This is a genomic window from Staphylococcus simiae, assembly GCF_017357005.1.
GTDB classification, from domain to species: domain Bacteria; phylum Bacillota; class Bacilli; order Staphylococcales; family Staphylococcaceae; genus Staphylococcus; species Staphylococcus simiae_A.
On sequence record NZ_CP071589.1, the window covers coordinates 1,055,050 to 1,077,718 of the forward strand.

The window sequence follows — 22,669 nt, forward strand, 5'->3', positions numbered from 1 at the left end:
TAAACTAAATGTTTCATTAATGTAAAAATGATTTAAGACAAGTGAAATGTTTAGCTGAAGTAATCTGCATTGTTTAAGTATTTATAAAGAATTATAAGAAATATGAGATCAGATAAAGATGTTTGTTTACAGGCAAGCATGTTTTTCTGGTCTCTTTTTTCTTGAATATACTTTGATTTTTAGTATAGATGTAGTTAATTAATATATTTATTAAAAAAGTTAGCTCTTTACAGTGTTATTACACTATGTCAATTAACCATAATCACTAATGTTTAATAATTAATAACTAAATTAACAAATTTTTGTTTAACTAAAAGAATTATTGATAATATATAAATGATAGAAAAAGACTTGATAAAGTAAAGGAGATTATTATGATTTTTGTATACGCATTAATAGCACTAATAATAACATTTGTATTGGTGCCAGTATTGATACCAACTTTAAAAAGAATGAAATTTGGACAAAGCATTAGAGAAGAAGGACCGAAAAGTCACATGAAGAAAACAGGGACACCAACAATGGGTGGGTTAACGTTCTTGTTGAGTATTATCATCACTTCCATTATCGCGATTATATTTGTTGATCAATCAAGCCCAATTATTTTATTGTTATTTGTCACAATTGGCTTTGGTTTAATTGGTTTTATTGATGATTATATTATAGTAGTTAAGAAAAATAATCAGGGGTTAACTAGTAAACAAAAGTTTTTAGCTCAAATTGGTATTGCGATTATTTTCTTTATTTTAAGCAATGTCTTCCACTTAGTGAATTTTTCAACAAGTATACATATACCATTCACTAATGCAGCAATTCCATTATCATTTGCTTATGTCATCTTCATTATATTTTGGCAAGTAGGCTTTTCTAATGCTGTTAACCTAACAGACGGATTAGATGGTTTAGCAACAGGATTATCTATCATTGGTTTTATCATGTATGCCATTATGAGTTTTGTTTTAGGTGCGACTTCAATAGGTATTTTCTGTATTATTATGGTATTTGCCTTATTAGGTTTCTTACCGTATAACATTAACCCAGCTAAAGTATTTATGGGAGATACTGGTAGTCTTGCTCTTGGTGGGATATTTGCTACTATTTCTATTATGCTTAATCAAGAATTATCATTAATTTTTATAGGGTTAGTATTTGTTATCGAAACGTTATCAGTTATGTTACAAGTAGCTTCATACAAATTAACTAGAAAACGTTTATTCAAAATGAGTCCAATACACCATCACTTTGAATTAGTGGGATGGAGTGAATGGAAAGTAGTTACTGTTTTTTGGACAGTAGGATTAATTTCAGGTCTAATTGGATTATGGATTGGAGTGCACTAAATTGCTTAATTATAAAGGATTAGAAAATCAAGAAGTTTTGGTTGTAGGTTTAGCTAAAAGTGGCTATGAAGCTGCAAAATTGCTCAATAAATTAGGAGCTAATGTCACTGTTAATGATGGCAAAGATTTAACACATGATGCACATGCTAAAGATTTAGAAGCAATGGGAATTAAAGTGGTGAGTGGACATCATCCGTTATCATTATTAGACAAAAATCCCATTATTGTAAAAAATCCTGGTATCCCATATACAGTTTCTATTATTGATGAAGCAGTTAAACGTCACTTGAAAATATTAACAGAAGTAGAATTAAGTTATTTGATATCTGAAGCGCCCATTATTGCGGTAACTGGAACTAACGGTAAAACAACTGTAACATCATTGATTGGTGATATGTTTCAAAAAAGTAAATTGACAGGCAGATTATCAGGAAATATTGGTTTTGTCGCATCAAAAGTAGCTCAAGAAGTTAAACCTTCAGATTATTTGATAACTGAATTATCATCATTTCAACTTTTAGGTATTGAACAATATAGACCACATATAGCAATTATTACTAATATTTATTCAGCTCATTTAGATTATCATGAAAATTTGGAGAATTATCAAAATGCTAAAAAGCAAATCTATAAAAATCAAACAGAAAATGATTATTTAATTTGTAATTATCATCAACGACAACTTATTGAGTCAGAAAATTTGAAAGCAAAAACATTGTACTTCTCAACAGAACAAGAAGTAGATGGTATATATATTAAAGATGATTTTATAGTTTATAAAGGTGTCAGAATTATAAATACTCAAGATCTAGTTTTACCTGGTGAACATAATTTAGAAAATATTTTAGCAGCAGTATTAGCTTCAATATTAGCTGGTGTTCCAATAAAAGCAATTGTTGATAGTTTAACTACATTTTCAGGTATTGAGCATCGTTTACAATATGTCGGTACTAATCGAACAAATAAATATTATAACGATTCCAAGGCTACTAATACATTAGCTACACAATTTGCTTTAAGTTCATTTAACCAACCAATTATTTGGTTATGTGGTGGATTAGATAGAGGCAATGAATTTGATGAATTAATACCTTATATGACAAATGTACGTGTAATGGTAGTATTTGGAGAAACTAAAGACAAATTTGCGAAACTTGGATCTAGTCAAGGTAAATCAGTTATAGAAGCAAATGATGTCCAAGATGCTGTCGATAAAGTACAGGAAATTGTTGAACCTAATGATGTCGTCTTGTTATCTCCAGCTTGTGCAAGTTGGGATCAATATAGCACTTTTGAAGAGCGTGGAGAGAAATTTATTGAAAGTTTCCGTGCCCATTTGCCATCATATTAAAGGGTGTGAGCAATGATGGATGATAAATCAAATAACGAGCAACATAATAATAACGGCGATGAAATGGAATTATTTACACGAAATAAGTCTAAAAAACGACGTCAACGTAAACGCCAAGTGTCATCTGAAGGTGAAATTCAAAGTACAACATCACATGAAGTAGCAGAAAAGTTTGATGAAGATATTTATTTGATAAATAGAGATTTTAAGGGACAAGAAAGTGATCAACTACAAGATGACAATAGTGAAGACATCAAATCCAATGAGTTAAATCATTACCAAGGTGTTGTTAGTCAAAGAGACGACATTTCACAAGAAACACAGGATAACCATGATGACCATCAATCTGATTCATCATATACAACTGATGAGAAGAACGATAAAGATAAAAAACAAAGTAAAGTAACGCATATTACACCATTAACTTTAGAAGAAAAAAGAAAAATAAGAAGGCGTAGACAACGTAGGATACAATACAGCATTATAACGTTACTAATTTTACTAATAGCTATTATTTTAATTTATATGTTTTCACCGCTAAGTAAGATTTCACATGTGAATATCAGTGGTAATCAACATGTTAGTACATCTCAAGTGAATAAAATATTAAATGTTGACAGTAATTCTCGCATGTATACTTATAGTAAGCGTAAAGCTATTGATCATTTAAAGGATAATCCACTAATTAAAGATGCTGAAATTAGTAAAAAACTTCCTAATACACTTAATGTTACAATCCATGAAAATTCTATCGTTGCATTAGTCAAAGTTAAAGGGAAGTATGTACCATTATTAGAAAGTGGTAAAACATTAAAAGCATCTGATGATGTTAAAATTAATGATGTACCTATCATCGATGGGTTTAAAGGAGATAAGGAAGACGATATCATTAAAGCATTATCTGATATGTCACAAACGACACGTCAATATATTGCAGAAGTTACTTATGCGCCTAATAAAAATAAACAAAATCGCATAGAATTATTTACTACTGATGGCTTACAAGTTGTTGGTGATATTTCATCTATAGCTAATAAAATGAAATATTATCCACAAATGTCCCAGTCATTATCAAGAGATACTTCAGGTAATTTGAAGACTAAAGGATATATCGATTTATCTGTAGGTGCGTCATTCATTCCTTATCGCGGCAATACGTCGCAACAATCTGAAAGTGATAAGAATGTTAGCAAATCATCTCAAGCAGAAAGCCAGGCAAAAGAAGAACTTCAAAACGTTTTAAACAAGATAAATGATTCATCAAAAAAGAATAATTAAAAAATTTTGATATTAGTCAATGTTTATAGTTCACAAGCTATTCAACGTATTGTAAACTAAGGATAGTGTATAATTTTAATAGTAACTTGTCAGGAGGTGCCTATCTATGGAAGAACATTATTACGTAAGTATAGATATTGGATCATCAAGCGTAAAAACAATAGTAGGCGAGAAATTTCACAATGGTATAAATGTGATAGGTACAGGACAAACCTACACAAGCGGTATTAAGAACGGATTAATTGATGACTTTGATATTGCGCGACAAGCAGTTAAAGACACAATTAAGAAGGCTTCTATTGCTTCAGGTGTAGACATTAAAGAAGTATTCCTTAAATTACCTATCATTGGAACAGAAGTATATGACGAATCAAATGAAATTGATTTTTATGAAGACACAGAAATTAATGGATCACATATTGAAAAAGTATTAGAAGACATTAGAGAAAAAAATGATGTCCCAGAGACTGAAGTTATCAATGTGTTTCCTATTCGTTTTATTGTCGATAAAGAAAATGAGGTTTCAGACCCAAAAGAATTAATTGCTAGACATTCACTAAAAGTGGATGCAGGTGTTATTGCAATTCAAAAATCAATATTAATTAACATGATAAAGTGTGTAGAAGCATGTGGCGTAGATGTATTGGATGTTTATTCTGATGCTTATAACTATGGTTCAATTTTAACAGCTACTGAAAAAGAACTTGGTGCATGTGTCATCGATATTGGTGAAGATTTAACTCAAATAGCGTTTTATGAACGAGGCGAGCTAGTAGATGCAGATTCAATTGAGATGGCTGGTCGTGATATTACTGATGATATTGCACAAGGCTTAAATACTTCTTATGAAACTGCTGAAAAAGTGAAACATCAATATGGTCATGCATTCTATGATTCAGCATCAGATCAAGACATATTTACTGTTGAACAAGTTGATAGCGATGAAACAGTACAATATACTCAAAAAGAATTGAGTGACTTTATCGAGGCACGAGTAGAAGACATATTCTTTGAAGTATTCGATGTCTTACAAGAACTAGGTTTAACTAAAGTTAATGGTGGTTTTGTTGTAACTGGTGGCTCTGCTAATTTATTAGGAGTAAAAGAACTATTACAAGATATGGTTAGTGAAAAAGTTAGAATTCACACACCATCTCAAATGGGTATTAGAAAACCGGAATTTTCTTCTGCAATTTCTACAATTTCTAGTAGTATCGCTTTCGATGAATTGTTAGATTATGTTACAATAAATTATCATGATAATGAAGAAACTGAAGAGGACGTTATAGAAGAAAATAGCAATAACGATTCTAAATCTAGTGGATTTGATTGGTTTAAACGTAAGCCTAATAAAAAAGAAACTCATGACAATGATGTAGAAACTTCAGAAGAAGAGTTGTATGAAACTCAAGATAGTCAGCATGAACATAACCGTGATAATGCAAAAGGTAAAGACAATGAAGAAAGTAAATTCAAAAAATTAATGAAATCTTTATTTGAATAACTATCGGCCATTAAAACTAGGAGGAAATTTAAATGTTAGAATTTGAACAAGGATTTAACCATTTAGCGACTTTAAAGGTCATTGGTGTAGGTGGAGGCGGAAATAACGCTGTTAACCGTATGATCGACCATGGAATGAATAATGTTGAATTTATTGCAATCAACACAGATGGTCAAGCTTTAAACTTATCTAAAGCTGAATCTAAAATCCAAATCGGTGAGAAATTAACACGTGGATTAGGTGCAGGAGCAAATCCAGAAATTGGTAAAAAAGCTGCTGAGGAATCTCGTGAACAAATTGAAGATGCTATCCAAGGTGCAGATATGGTATTTGTTACTTCTGGTATGGGTGGTGGAACTGGTACAGGTGCTGCACCAGTTGTAGCTAAAATAGCTAAAGAAATGGGAGCTTTAACAGTTGGTGTTGTTACTCGCCCATTTAGTTTCGAAGGACGTAAACGTCAAACACAAGCAGCTGCAGGTGTAGAATCAATGAAAGCTGCAGTAGATACATTAATCGTAATACCTAATGATCGTTTATTAGATATCGTTGATAAATCTACGCCTATGATGGAAGCATTTAAAGAAGCTGATAATGTGTTACGTCAAGGTGTACAAGGTATTTCTGATTTAATTGCAGTTTCAGGTGAAGTAAACTTAGACTTTGCTGACGTTAAGACAATTATGTCTAATCAAGGTTCAGCATTAATGGGTATTGGTGTTTCATCTGGTGAAAATAGAGCTGTTGAAGCTGCTAAAAAAGCAATTTCTTCACCATTACTTGAAACTTCAATCGTTGGAGCTCAAGGCGTTCTTATGAATATTACAGGTGGAGAATCATTATCATTATTCGAAGCACAAGAAGCTGCTGATATTGTTCAAGATGCTGCTGATGAAGATGTTAATATGATTTTTGGTACAGTAATTAATCCAGAATTACAAGATGAAATTGTTGTAACAGTTATTGCTACTGGATTCGATGATAAACCTGCTGCTCATGGTCGTAAATCTGGCTCAACTGGATTTGGTGCAAGCGCTGCAACACCTTCTAATTCAAGTAAAGAAGAACCATATACTACTAATACATCAAGCATTCAAGCAAGTGATAGTGCAAGCGAAAGAACTCATACTACTAAAGATGATGATATTCCAAGCTTTATTAGAAATAGAGAAGAAAGACGTTCTAGAAGAACAAGACGTTAATTATAGGTTGAATATCAATTATAAACTTTAAAAATCATCAGATTAATTTCTGATGATTTTTTTATAAATTCTTAATTGAAGATAATAGTGGTGCTCTACCAAAATTGTTAGAGTTTCTGCTATCTTGATAGCTAGAAACTCTTATGCAATTGTTGCGCTAGCAAGCAATTGTAATCCTTTATGTTAGATTTACAATCTTTACTAGTTCTTGCCCAATCTTGCCCGTCTTGCACATTTAGAACTAGTTAATTTTTCAATATTTACTAGTTCTTATGCAGTTGTACTTATAGTGCAACTGTAATCCTTTTTAAATTTTTCTATGACGGGTCCCTGCATTGTCCGTAGAATTTCTGGATGAAATTCTCTATGTTGGGTCCCAATGCAGTTACACTAATAGTGTCAACTGTAATCATAGAATTTTTTATATTGAGTCCAAACCTAAGATGTCTCGACTTTACAATAATTTCCATTTAAAATTATTCGCTTGTTATTTATAAGTGCTATAAAATAGAGAACCATATTAGGCTAATAGAATATTTTGATTTTTACGGTAAATACTATATTATAGACTTATTAACTAAAATGACTGGTTATAAAATAAACTGAAATGCTGGTGACAATCGATTGACTGAAAAATTTATAAAACAAGGACATCATTTATTGTATAATGAAGCTACTAAATTTGATGTGACACTAGGAATTACAACTAGAGAAGACGGACAGAGTAATTATCCTAATGAAGCTTTTAATATGGCGAGATATATAGATGATCATCCTCAACATATTACAAATCATCAGAAGATATTGGCAGAAGAAATTAAGTTTGATAGAGAAAATTGGGTGTTCCCAATACAGACACATGAAAATAAAGTTGTAGAAATAACTTCAAAAGATAAAGGTATTAATATAGATTCGTTAACTTCATCATTGCATGGTATTGATGCTATGTATACGTATGAAAATAATATATTACTAACAATGTGTTATGCAGATTGTGTTCCTGTATATTTTTATAGTCCTAATCATAATTTTATTGCGCTTGCTCATGCAGGGTGGAGAGGTACATTTGGACAAATTGTTGCTGAGGTAATTAAACAAGTTTCTTTTGACTTAGAGCAAATGTATGTGGTTATTGGTCCTGCAACGTCATCAAGTTATGAGATAAATAATGATATTAGAAATAAATTTGCAACGTTACCAATAGATATAAGTAAATATGTTGTCCAAAGAGAAAATGATAGACATGGTATTGATTTGAAATTGGCAAATAAGTTATTGCTTGAGTACTATGGCATTCCTTCAAGTAATATATATATAACTGATTATGCAACATCAGAAGATTTAAATTTATTCTTTTCTTATAGACTTGAACAAGGTCAAACTGGTCGAATGTTAGCATTTATCGGTCAGAAATAAGGAGGCACGACAAATGAAAGTAATTAAAAATTTACAACATATTAATGCTCAAATAAATGATCAACTTGAAAAAAGTAAACTTTCAACAAAACCAAACGTGATAGCAGTCACAAAATATGTTACAATAGAGCGAGCTAAAGAAGCATACGAAGCTGGCATCAGACATTTTGGTGAAAATAGAGTAGAAGGATTTTTAACCAAAAAAGAGCAATTGCCACATGATGTAACTATGCATTTTATTGGTTCTTTACAAACAAGAAAAGTAAAAGATGTTATTAATGACATTGATTATTTCCATGCTTTAGATAGACTTAAACTGGCCAAAGAGATTAATAAACGTGCTAACCACACTGTTAAGTGTTTTGTACAAGTTAATGTGTCAGGTGAAGAATCAAAACATGGAATTCGATTAAGTGAAGTAACAGAATTTATTGAACAATTAAAAGATTATGAGCATATTGAAGTTGTTGGTTTAATGACTATGGCGCCATATACAGATGATGAAACATATATTAAATCAATATTTGAACAATTACGAATTAAAAAAGAAGACATACAACAACTCAATTTAAGTTATGCACCATGCAATGAATTATCAATGGGTATGAGTAATGATTATTTACTAGCGATTGAAGAAGGTGCTACATTTGTAAGAATTGGGACTAAACTTGTAGGAGAATAGGAGTGAGCCCCTTGGCTTTAAAAGATTTATTTAGTGGTTTTTTTGTAATAGATGATGAAGAAGAAGTAGAAGTACCAGAACGACATGATAAAGTAAGAGAACAAGAACCCGTAAAAGAACAATCGAAAGCTGTTAATGAACAAACAACACAAAATTCAATTAAATCAGTTCCACAAAAGACTACACCAAGATATACAACAACTTCAGAGGAAAGGAATAGTCGTATGACAAATAATTCAAAGAATAACAATCGCAATGTTGTAACTATGAATAATGCAACGCCAAATTATTCAGCACAAGAAAGTTCAAAAATGTGCTTATTTGAACCACGAGTATTTTCTGATACACAAGATATTGCTGATGAATTAAAAAATAGACGTGCAACACTTGTTAACTTACAACGCATCGATAAAGTCTCTGCTAAGAGAATTATTGATTTCTTAAGTGGTACAGTTTATGCGATTGGTGGAGATATCCAACGTGTTGGTTCTGATATTTTCCTTTGTACACCTGATAATGTGGAAGTTGCAGGAAGTATAACTGATCAAATCGAAAATATGGAACAGTCATTTGACTAAGGAGTAACGATATGGATATTGGTTTATTAAATACAGTATTTAGGTTTATTCTATTCCTAGTTAATATATATTATTGGGGAATGATTATTTATTTCTTCACTTCTTGGGTTCCAAGTATACGTGAATCTAAAGTTGGAGAATTTTTAGCGAGAATATATGAACCATTTTTACAACCGTTCCGCAAAATTATTCCACCTATAGGTATGATTGATATTTCATCAATTGCTGCCATTGTAGTATTAATGTTATTCCAAAGAGGTTTAGTTTTTATTTTTAATTGGATATTAATGTATTTAAGTTAATTAACTGTATATAACGAGGCAAATGTGTTAAGCACATTTTGACCTCGTTTTTTACTATATTTATTAATTTTATTAGACAAAGTATTTACTCGTTGATAGCCAAAAATAATACAAAGATTATAGCAAGTAGGGTATTGATTTAATTATGATACTTTTGAAGAAATCTTATTGTTCATTAGAAGGTACACTATCAAATTGAACTGATAGTATTGTAGCCTTGCTTTTAATTAGCACATTACTGGAAAAATTATCTTATCAGAATTTTTCTGTGTTGGGTCCATACCACTGGAATATTGGCATCGTAATATATTATATTTTTAATTAACCAGTCCTAAAAATAGAGTGCGCATTTAAATCGAATAAAGGATGTGATTAACATAGATATATATCAACATTTTAGACAAGAAGAGTACGGTTTGATAGATCAACTAACTGATAAATGTGAGCAAGCTCAACAAAGTTATGCGCCAATTTTAACTCAGTTTTTAGATCCTAGAGGTCAATATATTTTAGAAGTTATTTGTGGTAGTTATGATGATTTGAATGTAACATTTTTTGGTGGACCAAATGCTGAACGACAAAGAGCGATAATAGCACCGGAATACTATACAGCAACAGATGATGATTTTGATTTAGTGTTAATTCAAATTAATTACCCTGATAAGTTTGTTACACTGAAACATCAACATATACTGGGGACTTTAATGTCTTTAGGTATCGATCGGCAACAAGTAGGTGATATCATCGTCGGTGAACAAATACAATTTGTTTTGACAAGTAGATTGCAATCATTTATTATGTTAGAATTACAACGTATTAAAGGGGCAACAGTTAAACTTAATACTATTCCGTTCTCAGATATGATACAATCTAAAGAAGATTGGAAATTAAATAGTGCTACTGTTAGTTCTTTAAGATTAGATGTAATTTTAAAAGAAATGATTCACAAATCTAGAACAATAGCTAAACAATTAATTGATAAAAAAAGAGTGAAAGTCAATCATACTACGGTTGATTCAAGTGATTTTCAATTACAAATGAATGATTTAATCTCAATACAAGGTTATGGAAGAGCTCAAATTACAAGCCTTGGTGGAAAAACTAAAAAAGATAAAACACATATTACGTATAGAACATTATTTAAATAATGCTTAATTGAGGAGGATATACAATGCCTTTTACACCAAGTGAAATTAAGAATAAAGAATTTACACGTGTGAAAAATGGTTTAGAACCAACAGAAGTTGCTAATTATTTAGATCAACTAAGTAATGAAATTGAACGCTTAAAAGAAGATAAAAAACAACTTGAAAAAGTGATCGAAGAGAGAGATACTAATATTAAGTCTTATCAAGATGTACATCAATCAGTTAGTGACGCTTTAATTCAAGCTCAAAAAGCTGGCGAAGAAACGAAACAAGCAGCTAACAAACAAGCTGAAGCTACACTTGCTCAAGCTAAATCACAAGCTGATCAAATCGTTGGTGATGCAGTAGAAAAAGCTAGACGATTATCTTTCCAAACAGAAGATATGAAACGTCAATCAAAAGTATTTAGGTCACGTTTCAAAATGTTAGTTGAAGCCCAATTAGATTTACTGAAGAGTGAAGATTGGGATTACTTATTAAATTATGATTTAGATGCAGAACAAGTAACACTTGAAAATATCCATCATTTAAATGATAATGATTTAAAACCAGAAGAATCTGCTTTGAAAGAACAAGCTAACGATAATGGTGCTAACGATTCAAATAGTGATGCTTCAACTGCTGATAACAAACAAGATGAGACAAATTCAACAAATAATAAAAAATAAGTCAGACAAGTGATATACAACCTCTTTTCACAGCGAACTAGGTCATGGTGAGAGCCTAGTAAAAGAATGTATAGTCATATCACTGACTACTATTTATAAATAATATTAATGAGAGAACTCTAAGTTGAGTTAAGAAGGGTGGTACCGCGAGAATTTCGTCCCTTTTTATTTAACTTAGAGTTTTTATTTTTTTAAGGAGTGAATTAAATGGATTATAAAGAAACGTTATTAATGCCAAAAACTGATTTTCCAATGCGTGGTGGCTTACCTAATAAAGAGCCTAAAATTCAAGAACAGTGGGATGCTGAAGATCAATATCATCAAGCATTAGAAAAAAATAAAGGTAATAAAACTTTTATTCTTCATGATGGACCACCATATGCAAACGGCAATTTACATATGGGACATGCTTTAAATAAAATTATTAAAGATTTTATTGTACGTTATAAAACAATGCAAGGGTTTTATGCGCCATATGTACCAGGATGGGACACACATGGTTTACCTATTGAACAAGCCTTAACAAAAAAAGGTGTTGACCGTAAAAAAATGTCAACAGCTGAATTCCGCGAAAAATGTAAAGAATTTGCATTAGAACAAATTGAGTTACAAAAGAAAGACTTTAAGCGTTTAGGTGTACGTGGTGACTTTAATGACCCATATATTACTTTACAACCAGAATATGAAGCAGCTCAAATTAGATTATTTGGAGAAATGGCTGATAAAGGATTAATTTATAAAGGTAAAAAACCTGTTTATTGGTCACCATCAAGTGAATCTTCATTAGCAGAAGCAGAAATCGAATACCATGATAAACGTTCTGCTTCAATTTACGTTGCCTTCGATGTAAAAGATGGTAAAGGTATTGTGGATTCTGATGCTAAATTTATTATTTGGACAACAACACCTTGGACTATTCCTTCAAATGTTGCTATCACTGTACATCCAGAACTTAAATATGGACAATATAATGTTGATGGGAAAAAATATATTATTGCTGAAGCTTTAGCTGACAGTGTGGCTGAGGCACTTGATTGGGATAAAGAAACATTAAAATTGGAAAAAGAATACACAGGGAAAGAATTAGAATACGTTGTTGCACAACACCCATTTTTAGAACGTGAATCACTTGTAATTAATGGAGATCATGTAACAACAGATGCAGGTACTGGTTGTGTTCATACAGCCCCTGGACACGGTGAAGATGACTATATCGTTGGTCAAAAATATGAATTACCAGTTATTAGTCCAATTGATGATAAAGGTGTGTTCACTGAAGAAGGTGGACCTTTTGAAGGAATGTTTTATGATAAAGCCAATAAAGCTGTTACAGAATTATTGACTGAAAAAGGTGCTTTATTAAAATTAGAATTTATTACACATAGTTATCCACATGATTGGCGAACTAAAAAGCCTGTGATCTTCCGTGCAACACCTCAATGGTTTGCTTCAATTAGTAAAGTGAGACAAGATATCTTAGATGCTATTGATAATACTAATTTCAAAGTAAACTGGGGTAAAACACGTATTTATAATATGGTTCGTGATCGTGGAGAATGGGTTATTTCTCGTCAGCGTGTATGGGGTGTACCACTTCCAGTATTTTATGCTGAAAATGGTGATATCATCATGACAAAAGAAACAGTAAATCATGTAGCTGATTTATTCGCAGAACATGGTTCAAATGTATGGTTTGAAAGAGAAGCCAAAGATTTATTACCAGAAGGATTTACGCATCCAGGTAGTCCAAATGGTGAATTTACCAAAGAAACTGATATTATGGATGTTTGGTTTGATTCAGGATCTTCTCATCGTGGCGTATTAGAAACACGTCCAGAATTACATTTCCCAGCTGATATGTATTTTGAAGGTAGTGACCAATATAGAGGCTGGTTTAACTCTTCAATTACCACAGCGGTTGCTACTAGAGGAGTATCTCCTTATAAATTCTTACTATCACACGGTTTTGTTATGGATGGTGAAGGTAAGAAAATGAGTAAATCATTAGGAAATGTTATCGTGCCTGATCAAGTAGTAAAACAAAAAGGTGCGGATATTGCACGATTATGGGTAAGTAGTACTGACTACTTAGCTGACGTAAGAATCTCTGATGAAATTTTAAAACAAACTTCAGATGTGTATCGTAAAATCCGTAATACATTAAGATTTATGTTAGGGAATATCAATGACTTTAATCCTGAAACTGATAGTGTTGCTGAAAATGACTTATTAGAAGTTGATCGTTATCTATTAAATCGCTTAAGAGAATTCACAGCAAACACAATTAACAACTATGAAAACTTCGATTATTTAAATATTTATCAAGAAGTACAAAACTTCATCAATGTAGAATTAAGTAATTTCTACCTAGACTATGGTAAAGATATTTTATATATTGAAGAACGTAATTCACATATTAGACGTAGTATGCAAACAGTGTTGTATCAAATTCTTGTTGATATGACTAAATTATTAGCACCAATCTTAGTTCACACTGCAGAAGAAGTATGGTCACATACACCACATGTTAAAGAACAAAGTGTGCATTTAGCCGATATGCCTAAAGTAGTAGAAGTAGATCAAGATTTATTAGACAAATGGCATACATTTATGAGTTTACGTGATGATGTTAACCGTGCACTTGAAAATGCCCGTAATGACAAAATTATCGGTAAATCTTTAGAAGCTAAAGTAACTATTGGTAGTAATGATAGTTTTAATGCAACTGAATTTTTAACACAATTTGAAGCATTACATCAGTTATTTATCGTATCTCAAGTTGAAGTAGTTGATCATGTTGATAATGGTACAACTTATGAACACGGTGACATTGTCATTGAACATGCTGATGGAGAAAAATGTGAGAGATGCTGGAACTATTCAGAAGAATTAGGATCAGTAGGAGAATTAACACACTTGTGTCCACGTTGCCAAGAAGTTGTGAAAACTTTAGTTTAATTGAATAAACGTGAGATAAATATTGACTGACTAATAACATTAGGACACAATTCTCGTTAATAATAAAGTGTCACATTTGTTAATAACTGACTATATAAAAAAGTATCAGTATTTATCGACCCTAGTCAGTTATACGGGGATGGGACTTTGAAATCATTTTAATGGTTTCAGTCCCATCCCCATTTTTTGATGATGCTAAGTGTGTAAAATTATAAATAGCTTATAGTTAGTGATAAAATTAGGTTCTCTTCCAAATTACACTGATATATAATTATTTTTTAAGCCTCACTATGCCCAACCTGCATTGCATGAAAAAACTGGATAACCAGTTTTTCTGTGTTGGGTCCCTTCCTAGGGTGCTGTCTCAGCCTACCCCAACTTGCATTGTCCGTTGAAACTAAATAATTAGTTTCTTTTTGTTGGGTGTAAATGTCAATAAAAGAATGTACAAAAATGATTGTTTAAGAATGTACAAAAATGTCATTCTGTCTTTTCAACTTTCACAAAATGGTCTTTTAACCGATAAGACTTCCCAGTTATTTTTATGACATTTGAGTGATGTAATATGCGATCTAAAATGGCATTAGCTATTTTAGGGTCTTCAAATATTTCATTCCATAAATTGAAATTAATATTTGTAGTAAAAATGGTACTTTTCTTCTCATATCTTAAATCAATCAGTTGGAAAAAGAGTTTGGCATCTTCACTATCAATAGGTAAATAGCCTATTTCATCAATAATTAGTAATTTATATTTACTATAGTGCTTGAGTCTATTTTCTAACCGATTCTCTAATTGAGATTTTTTCAAATTTTGTATTAAATCATGACATTTAATGAAATACGTACTTACTCTTTTTTTCGCTGCTGACATACCAATTGATGTAGCTAAATGGGTTTTACCTACACCACTTGGACCTAAAAAGACAATATTCTGATGGTTTTCTATAAATCGTAAATGAGTAAAATCTACGATTTCTTGTTTATTGACGTTAGGTTGGAATGAAAAGTCAAAGTCGCACAGTTCCTTTTTAAAAGGGAATGCTGCTACCTTAACCATTGATTCAATCATATTCTTTTCTTTAACTGCGATTTCATAATCACTCAATTTAATTAAAGTATCAATAAATGATAAATCGTTAGTGATACTAAAATCTATCACTTCATCTAAATGAGTAATCATTTGATTCATTTTTAGATATGACAGATTATCTTTTAAACGTTGGTAGTTAGTAATATTATTCATCATACATCTCTCCTATCGTTTTTAAATTATCTAAGGCCAGCTGATTAATATCATCATGGTCTCCATAGGAGACAGCTAGCGTTTCTAAATAGTGTTGTTGCTGATAATTTAATTTATGATGGGTAATAGGATGCTCAACGATTAATTTGGTGTTATAATAAACAAACAAACGTTGATCATAAACTTGAACTTCAACCGTTTTTCCATAGTATTCAGCAGGAACTGAGTACTGATTGGAGCGATATGTAATCATATTCGAACGATTGACTTTCAAATATTTATGTTCTACTTTATATGAGTTTCTTACATGGACATTGGGTAATGGCTGTAAGAAGCTCTTTTCTTTTTTTACTTCAATAATTGGTATTTTTCCTGTCCCATTATGCACTGAGTAATTCAAACGATCATTTAATTCGTCAATAAATTGTGGAATTTCATGTAAGTATAATTGTCCTTGATAGGCATGAATTTCATCTAATATTTTCATAATGGATTCAACTTTACCTTTCGTTCTAGGACGACCAGCTATACACGGCTTCACTTTAAAATTAAAATCATCAGCGAATTGTTTGAATTTAGGATTAACTTGTCCACTAAACGTTTCAGTCCTAGGTTGACTCATCACTGTTTTCATATTATCTGTAACAAGTTCCTCTGGAACACCTTCAATAGATTCAAAAGCTTGAACCATTAAATTAAGTAATACATCTAATGATTTACTCATCGTAACTTGCATAATTTTGAAGCGTGAATATGACAGGAGTAAAACACCAATATTTAAAGATACCTCTTGATGATCCTTCGTTTTAAATCTTATATCTTCCTTCCAATCAAATTGAGCTTGGCAACCTGGTTTTGTTTCAAATCTAGTTGTTCCAACAGGCGTTGACTTTTGTCGTCTTTTTTTAAAATAATTATTGAATAAATCATGTTTTCTTATATATGTTCTAAATGTGGAATACGCACAATTTAGACCATGATTATCTTTAAGGTATTGCCATAACACGCGTTTATAAAAGAATTTCTGTTCACATTCTTCAGACAACAATTCTTTTATTAAATCATAATAGGGATCAATTTTAGATTGTTTTTTTCGATTAACCGAAGGTTTAAAGCCATTTAAATATTTATCTATTGTTCTTCGATCTACATTCATTTGTCTTGCGATTTCACTTTTATTAATTTTCATGTTTAAGCTCTCCATAACAATTTTTAATTTTGGTAAATCTGAAAGAGTTGTAACTTCATAATCTGTATTTATATCTAAAGATAATTTCATTGTTATTCACCTCAATAAAATTATCTCTAAATTTTACAGATTGTACATACTTAAACAGTCAAAAGTGTACATTATTAAATTATCATTTCCATGTTGGGGCCCCGGTCTTCGACGAGCACTGTTGCCCAACTATACCCGTTTTGCACATTAAAGTAAAAATTTTATTTTTAAAATTTTTCTATAACGGGTCCCTGCATTGCTTGTAGAAACTGTTTCACAGTTTCTCTATGTTGGGTCCCTATCTCAGGAGTCTCGGCTTCAAAATAATTTATATTTTAAATTATTCGTTTTTTTATTTATCAGTTGTAAAATATAGAGAACCTAAAATTAAAAATGATTGTATAAAAGAAATGGAATGGAGTAATTTTTATGTTTCATAGTAATACGGCACATTTTGTCAATGGTGTAACATTAAATGTAAAAGATAAGAACGAACTAAAACCATTTTATGAAAATGTTTTAGGATTAAATATCATTAACGAAACGTTAACATCTATTCAATATGAGGTTGGACAAAGTAATCATATTATTAAACTTGAAGAAATTGAACATGGACGTGAGCCATTGTTATCTGAAGCTGGATTATTTCATATTGCAATTAAATTACCAACATATACTGATTTAGCAGATTTATTAGTTCAATTGAGTGAATATGATATACCAGTAAACGGTGGTAATCAATCTACATCTTTATCATTATTTTTTGAAGATCCAGATGGGCATGGTTTTAAATTTTATGTAGATAAACCTAGTGAAGAATGGATTACACATCATGATTTAATTCAAATATATGTTAAACCACTAAATGTACCCAAATTATTAAACTATGCTTCAGATGAGCAGTGGCAAGGTATCCCTGATTTAGCAATTATAGGTTCTTTGCATATAAAAACAATTCGACTATCAGAAGTGACAAATTACTATTGTGATTATTTTGGTTTAGATATAGCAGCTTATATGGATGACTTTTCATTATTTTTAGCGTCACAAGGATATCATCAACATTTAGCAATGAACCAATGGATGTCAGCTACGAAAAGAATTGATAATTTCAACTCTTATGGTTTAGCTATTGTAGATTTTCATTATCCTGAAACGACTCATCTTAATCTTCAAGGGCCAGATGGTATATATTATCGTTTTAATAAAATTAAAACAGTTGATTAAATAGAGTCTAAGACACAAAGATTCTAAAATAATTTTTGCGAGTAGTAGTAATTGTTAGTATTATTAAATGTTGATTAATTATAAATTTATTTTTTAAGAGGATTGTGTGTAAACTGTATCCAAATTTGTTGGTAAATATCGTAGTTATGAGCTTTAATATTTTAGTAATTGTCATATGCTTACTTTTTTTATTGGTTGCTCTAGGATATAATATAATGAGTTGTCTAAACGACAGTTGAATGGAGGAACATCGATGCACAAGAAATATTATATTTGGACATCCGTACTCGTGACGTTATTTATTATTATTTTTGACCAATTAACTAAATATTTAATAGCGACTACGATGAAAATTGGAGACTCATTTGAAGTTATACCTAACTTTTTAAATATTACATCACACAGAAATAATGGTGCTGCATGGGGAATTTTAAGTGGCAAAATGGGATTCTTTTATATTATTACAGTCATTATATTAATCATATTAATCTACTTCTTTATTAAGGAAGCGCAATTTAACTTATTTTTACAAGTTGCTATTAGTTTATTATTTGCTGGAGCATTAGGTAATTTTATTGATCGCTTATTTAATGGACAGGTAGTAGATTTTATAGATACAAATATTTTTGGATATGATTTTCCGATATTTAATATTGCAGATTCAAGTTTAACGATTGGCGTAATTTTCGTTATTATCGCATTAATAAAAGACTCATCGAACAATAAAGATAAGGAGGTTAGATGATGGAAATATATGAATATCAAATTATAGATCAGTCTCAAACTGGATCAAGAATAGATAAAATACTTCCTGAGTTGAATCAAGAATGGTCTCGTAACCTAATTCAAGATTGGATTAAATTAGGTTTAGTAAGTGTTAACGGTAAGACAATTAAGCCTAATTATAAAACAAAGCTAAACGATAAAATTGTTGTGACTGAAAAAGAGACAGTTGAAGCAGATATCGTTGCCGAAAATTTAGACTTAGACATCTATTATGAGGATAATGATGTTGCTGTTGTATATAAACCAAAAGGGATGGTGGTTCATCCATCACCTGGACATTATACCAATACGCTAGTTAATGGTTTAATGTATCAAATTAAAGATTTATCTGGAATTAACGGAGAAATTCGTCCCGGTATTGTTCACCGTATTGATATGGATACATCAGGTTTATTAATGGTGGCTAAAAACGATATTGCACATAGAGGTTTAGTAGAACAATTAATGGATAAAACTGTCAAAAGGAAATATACTGCATTAGTTCACGGTGTGATTCCTCACGATTATGGCACAATTGATGCACCAATTGGTCGTAATAAAAATGATCGTCAATCCATGGCAGTTGTTGATGATGGTAAAGAAGCCATTACACATTTTAATGTTTTAGAACGTTTTAAAGATTATACCTTAGTTGAATGTCAACTTGAAACAGGTCGCACACATCAAATTCGTGTCCACATGAAATACATCGGCTTCCCATTAGTAGGAGACCCTAAATATGGTCCGAAGAAAACTTTAGATATAGGTGGTCAAGCATTACACGCTGGTTTAATTGGTTTTGAACATCCAATTACTGGGCAATATATCGAACAACAAGCAGCATTACCAGATTATTTTGAGACACTACTGGATACGATACGTAAACGTGACGCATAAAATTACTATATTTTTGTTATGTAAACTAGAAACATTGAACTAGTATAGTTTTCCATAGTTATCTTATGTTAACTATAATAATATACTATAAATTATAGTAATCTTTTGTGTTATGGATGATTGACATTTGTTAAAAATAGTATTATCCTAATAACAGTTTAAATACGCATTAATCGTCTTTAAGTGAAAGTCCAGAGAGGCTTCAAAGACATGATATAAATAGATATATACTTATTAAAACTCATAGTACTTGTCAAGGTTATAAGACTATAGATTTTGTAGTCATTGACGTACTATATGCTTGTATATAACTTAACCTCATGTCTTGTTAAAGACATGAGGTTTTTTGTTGTGCGCCCGGCATGGGTAATTACTAGACGGTGAAAGTCCGTTACAGGCTTGGTAGTAGGAACTGTTAGCGAAAGACAAGGGTGTCCATTGTGAAATGGAATCTGAAGGAAGTCGGACGCAAACACTCGCACTGACGAACAGAAATATCATACAAGGCTATGTGGAATGGATGAATCTGCAATACAAGATAAAGTCCGATACTACCCGAGTTCTATATAGTAAATGATGCAGTGGAATGAGTGGAAAGTGGTTACTCTTACCCGGGGAGGTCTCATCAGCGATAAAAAAAATCGTAGTAATAACGAATGATGAGAAGTCAGCAGAGGTCATAGTAGGTAGAAATACTGAAGGACTGAACAATATTCATACAAAGTAAAGAATGGAGGTTAGAGATTTACAACGTACAGAATACAATTAATGATTGGCAACTCATAGAAAGATAAGTAGTGGAACGAAAAAGGATATATGAGTGCGTACAGTAAATCTTAGGTGAAATGAAAGAAATGTATCGTGAGTCTCCATCTATGATGGAGCTTGTTGTAAGAGAGAATAATATACAAAAAGCAATTAAGAAAGTGAAGAAAAACAACGGTGCACCTGGCATCGATGGCATGCGAGTAAGTGAATTAACATCACATTTCGCAAAATACTTTCCACAAATTAAACAAAAACTGCTTGATGGCACGTATAAGCCACAAGCAGTAAGAAAGGTTGAAATACCTAAATCAAATGGGAAAAAGCGCGTGCTTGGAATCCCTGTCGCAAGAGACAGAGTTATCCAACAAGCCATTAAACAAGTCATTGAACCTAGTATCGACCGTACTTTCTCAAAACACAGTCATGGCTTTAGACCGAATCGTAGTACAGGAACTGCACTTAAAGAATGTGCAACATACTATGAAGAAGGTTACTTAGTTGCAGTTGATTGTGATTTAAAACAGTGCTTTGATATGTTGAACCATGATAAATTAATGTATCTATTTGAACGACATGTTCAAGATAAAGCCATTTCTAAATTTATTCGTAGAAGCCTACAGGTTGGTGCAATCGACCTCAATGGTAATTATCGAAGTAGAGAAATAGGTGCACCGCAAGGTGGTGTTATTTCCCCGTTACTTTGTAATATTTATCTTCACGAATTAGATAATGAATTGGAGAAACGTGGTCATCGCTTTGTTCGTTATGCAGATGACTTCGTCATCTTTGTACGTACAAAACGAGCGGGTCAACGTGTCATGGAAAGTGTGACAAAGTTTATCGAAAAAGACCTTAAACTTATTGTAAATAGTGAAAAGAGCAAGGTAGGTTCTATCACACGTTTAAAGTTCTTGAGTTGTCTAATGACCAAAGTAAATGGCACTTATCGTTTCAGACCGACTATGGAAGCAAGAAGAAATTTAAAACGCACCTTAAGACGTCTAACGAAACGAAATAGACCAGGTACCTTTAAAGAGATTATATCAGAAATTAATCAAGTAACACGAGGGTGGATAAATTACTTTGGTAAAGGATTTATTACAGGTTTTGTAACGAAGTTACAATCATGGTTAAACCGACGCATTAGACAACTAATCCTCAAAAGATGGAAAAGAATAAAAACCAAATATAAGATGTTACGTAAGTATGGACTTGACCATAAGAGTGCAATGAAAATTGCCAATTCAAGAAAGAAATACTGGCGCTTATCATCAACGCATGAAGTTCATCGTGCACTTACAACAAAACGTCTCTACAAGTGGGGGTTAGAACCATTAACCCAACTCGCAGAGACGGCTTACGCAAGATATTGAACCGCCGAGTACGGAACCGTACGCTCGGTGGTGTGAGAGGACGGATAATCAAATAATGGTTATCCTCCTACTCGATTTTAATAATTGAAAAGGGTGAAAAAATGTCTAAACGAATTATTATGGACGATGCCGCAATAAAACGAACAGTAACAAGAATTGCTCATGAAATATTAGAGTATAATAAAGGTACTGATAATTTAATTTTATTAGGGATTAAGACACGTGGTGAATTTTTAGCTAATAGAATTCAACAAAAGATTAATACGATTGAACAAAAACAAGTGCCAACAGGAACGATTGATATTACATATTTTAGAGATGATATTGAACATATGTCTTCACAAATGAGTAAAGATGCGATTGAAATTGATACGGAACTTACTGATAAAGTTGTTGTCATTATTGATGATGTACTGTATACAGGACGTACCGTACGAGCATCTTTAGATGCAATTTTACTTAATGCCAGACCAATAAAAATTGGCCTAGCAGCTTTAGTTGATCGAGGCCATAGAGAACTGCCAATTAGAGCAGACTTTGTGGGTAAGAATATCCCCACTTCAAAAGATGAAACGGTTAATGTCTTTTTAGAAGAAATGGATAATGAAAATGCAGTAATAATTGAATAATATCCCTTTTAAATCAGTACGAGAGACTGAAAAAGGTGAGGGTAATTTAAATATTTAAACAATAGAAATATACAAATTTTACCCTCATTGAAAGTTTGAAGTTATAGCTTATACTAGGA

Annotated in this window: 19 protein-coding genes; 17 read left to right on the forward strand and 2 right to left on the reverse strand. The window is 31.7% G+C overall.

The window, feature by feature from the left end; translation table 11 throughout:
• The first annotated feature begins 374 nt into the window (after positions 1-374).
• The 12 genes from mraY to ileS all read left to right on the forward strand — a co-directional run bounded on the left by mraY (position 375) and on the right by ileS (position 14,427).
• Positions 375-1,340 (forward strand): phospho-N-acetylmuramoyl-pentapeptide-transferase, encoded by a 966-nt coding sequence (gene mraY / locus J3R86_RS04810; RefSeq protein ID WP_207518285.1) that lies wholly within the window; start codon positions 375-377, stop codon positions 1,338-1,340.
• Between the two features lies 1 nt (position 1,341).
• Positions 1,342-2,691, forward strand: coding sequence for a UDP-N-acetylmuramoyl-L-alanine--D-glutamate ligase (gene murD, locus J3R86_RS04815; protein ID WP_207518286.1), 1,350 nt, complete (start codon positions 1,342-1,344; stop codon positions 2,689-2,691).
• 15 nt (positions 2,692-2,706) lie between these two features.
• The gene (locus J3R86_RS04820) at positions 2,707-3,969 is read left to right on the forward strand and encodes a cell division protein FtsQ/DivIB (protein WP_207518287.1); all 1,263 of its coding nucleotides are present in this window, start codon (positions 2,707-2,709) and stop codon (positions 3,967-3,969) included.
• A gap of 106 nt (positions 3,970-4,075) precedes the next feature.
• Positions 4,076-5,473, forward strand: coding sequence for a cell division protein FtsA (gene ftsA / locus J3R86_RS04825; RefSeq protein ID WP_207518288.1), 1,398 nt, complete (start codon positions 4,076-4,078; stop codon positions 5,471-5,473).
• 32 nt (positions 5,474-5,505) lie between these two features.
• The gene (ftsZ, locus tag J3R86_RS04830) at positions 5,506-6,675 is read left to right on the forward strand and encodes a cell division protein FtsZ (RefSeq protein ID WP_207518289.1); all 1,170 of its coding nucleotides are present in this window, start codon (positions 5,506-5,508) and stop codon (positions 6,673-6,675) included.
• 624 nt (positions 6,676-7,299) lie between these two features.
• Positions 7,300-8,091: a peptidoglycan editing factor PgeF gene (gene pgeF, locus J3R86_RS04835; RefSeq protein WP_207518290.1), complete on the forward strand. Its 792-nt coding sequence runs from the start codon at positions 7,300-7,302 to the stop codon at positions 8,089-8,091.
• Positions 8,092-8,104: 13 nt separating this feature from the next.
• Positions 8,105-8,773, forward strand: a complete 669-nt coding sequence (locus tag J3R86_RS04840; protein WP_207518291.1) for a YggS family pyridoxal phosphate-dependent enzyme — start codon at positions 8,105-8,107, stop codon at positions 8,771-8,773.
• A gap of 2 nt (positions 8,774-8,775) precedes the next feature.
• Entirely contained in the window at positions 8,776-9,351 is a 576-nt protein-coding gene (locus J3R86_RS04845) for a cell division protein SepF (RefSeq protein ID WP_207518292.1), read from the forward strand.
• An 11-nt stretch (positions 9,352-9,362) separates the two neighbouring features.
• Positions 9,363-9,653, forward strand: coding sequence for a YggT family protein (locus J3R86_RS04850; protein WP_207518293.1), 291 nt, complete (start codon positions 9,363-9,365; stop codon positions 9,651-9,653).
• A 368-nt stretch (positions 9,654-10,021) separates the two neighbouring features.
• Positions 10,022-10,801 (forward strand): YlmH family RNA-binding protein, encoded by a 780-nt coding sequence (locus tag J3R86_RS04855; RefSeq protein WP_207518294.1) that lies wholly within the window; start codon positions 10,022-10,024, stop codon positions 10,799-10,801.
• Between the two features lie 23 nt (positions 10,802-10,824).
• A complete protein-coding gene (locus J3R86_RS04860) occupies positions 10,825-11,469 on the forward strand; it encodes a DivIVA domain-containing protein (RefSeq protein WP_207518295.1) in 645 nt (214 codons plus the stop codon).
• A 207-nt stretch (positions 11,470-11,676) separates the two neighbouring features.
• Positions 11,677-14,427 carry an isoleucine--tRNA ligase gene (ileS, locus tag J3R86_RS04865; RefSeq protein ID WP_207518296.1) on the forward strand — a complete coding sequence of 917 codons (2,751 nt, stop codon included), beginning with the start codon at positions 11,677-11,679 and terminating at the stop codon, positions 14,425-14,427.
• Between the two features lie 480 nt (positions 14,428-14,907).
• On the opposite strand, the gene istB is transcribed toward ileS, so the two are convergent.
• Positions 14,908-15,672: an IS21-like element helper ATPase IstB gene (istB, locus tag J3R86_RS04870; RefSeq protein WP_207516745.1), complete on the reverse strand. Its 765-nt coding sequence runs from the start codon at positions 15,670-15,672 to the stop codon at positions 14,908-14,910.
• The gene (istA, locus tag J3R86_RS04875) at positions 15,665-16,951 is read right to left on the reverse strand and encodes an IS21 family transposase (RefSeq protein WP_207516850.1); all 1,287 of its coding nucleotides are present in this window, start codon (positions 16,949-16,951) and stop codon (positions 15,665-15,667) included. The genes istB and istA overlap by 8 nt, the downstream gene beginning before the upstream one ends.
• Before the next feature lie 369 nt (positions 16,952-17,320).
• On the opposite strand from istA, the gene J3R86_RS04880 reads away from it, so the two are divergent.
• From J3R86_RS04880 to pyrR, 5 genes are all read left to right on the forward strand, one after another.
• Positions 17,321-18,118, forward strand: a complete 798-nt coding sequence (locus J3R86_RS04880; RefSeq protein WP_207518297.1) for a VOC family protein — start codon at positions 17,321-17,323, stop codon at positions 18,116-18,118.
• A gap of 253 nt (positions 18,119-18,371) precedes the next feature.
• Positions 18,372-18,863, forward strand: a complete 492-nt coding sequence (lspA, locus tag J3R86_RS04885) for a signal peptidase II (protein WP_207518298.1) — start codon at positions 18,372-18,374, stop codon at positions 18,861-18,863.
• On the forward strand, positions 18,863-19,780 hold the full coding sequence (locus J3R86_RS04890; protein ID WP_207518299.1) for an RluA family pseudouridine synthase: 918 nt from the start codon (positions 18,863-18,865) through the stop codon (positions 19,778-19,780). The genes lspA and J3R86_RS04890 overlap by 1 nt, the downstream gene beginning before the upstream one ends.
• Before the next feature lie 854 nt (positions 19,781-20,634).
• Entirely contained in the window at positions 20,635-21,921 is a 1,287-nt protein-coding gene (ltrA, locus tag J3R86_RS04895) for a group II intron reverse transcriptase/maturase (RefSeq protein ID WP_207518488.1), read from the forward strand.
• 101 nt (positions 21,922-22,022) lie between these two features.
• A complete protein-coding gene (gene pyrR / locus J3R86_RS04900) occupies positions 22,023-22,550 on the forward strand; it encodes a bifunctional pyr operon transcriptional regulator/uracil phosphoribosyltransferase PyrR (protein WP_207518300.1) in 528 nt (175 codons plus the stop codon).
• The last annotated feature ends 119 nt before the right edge of the window (positions 22,551-22,669 follow it).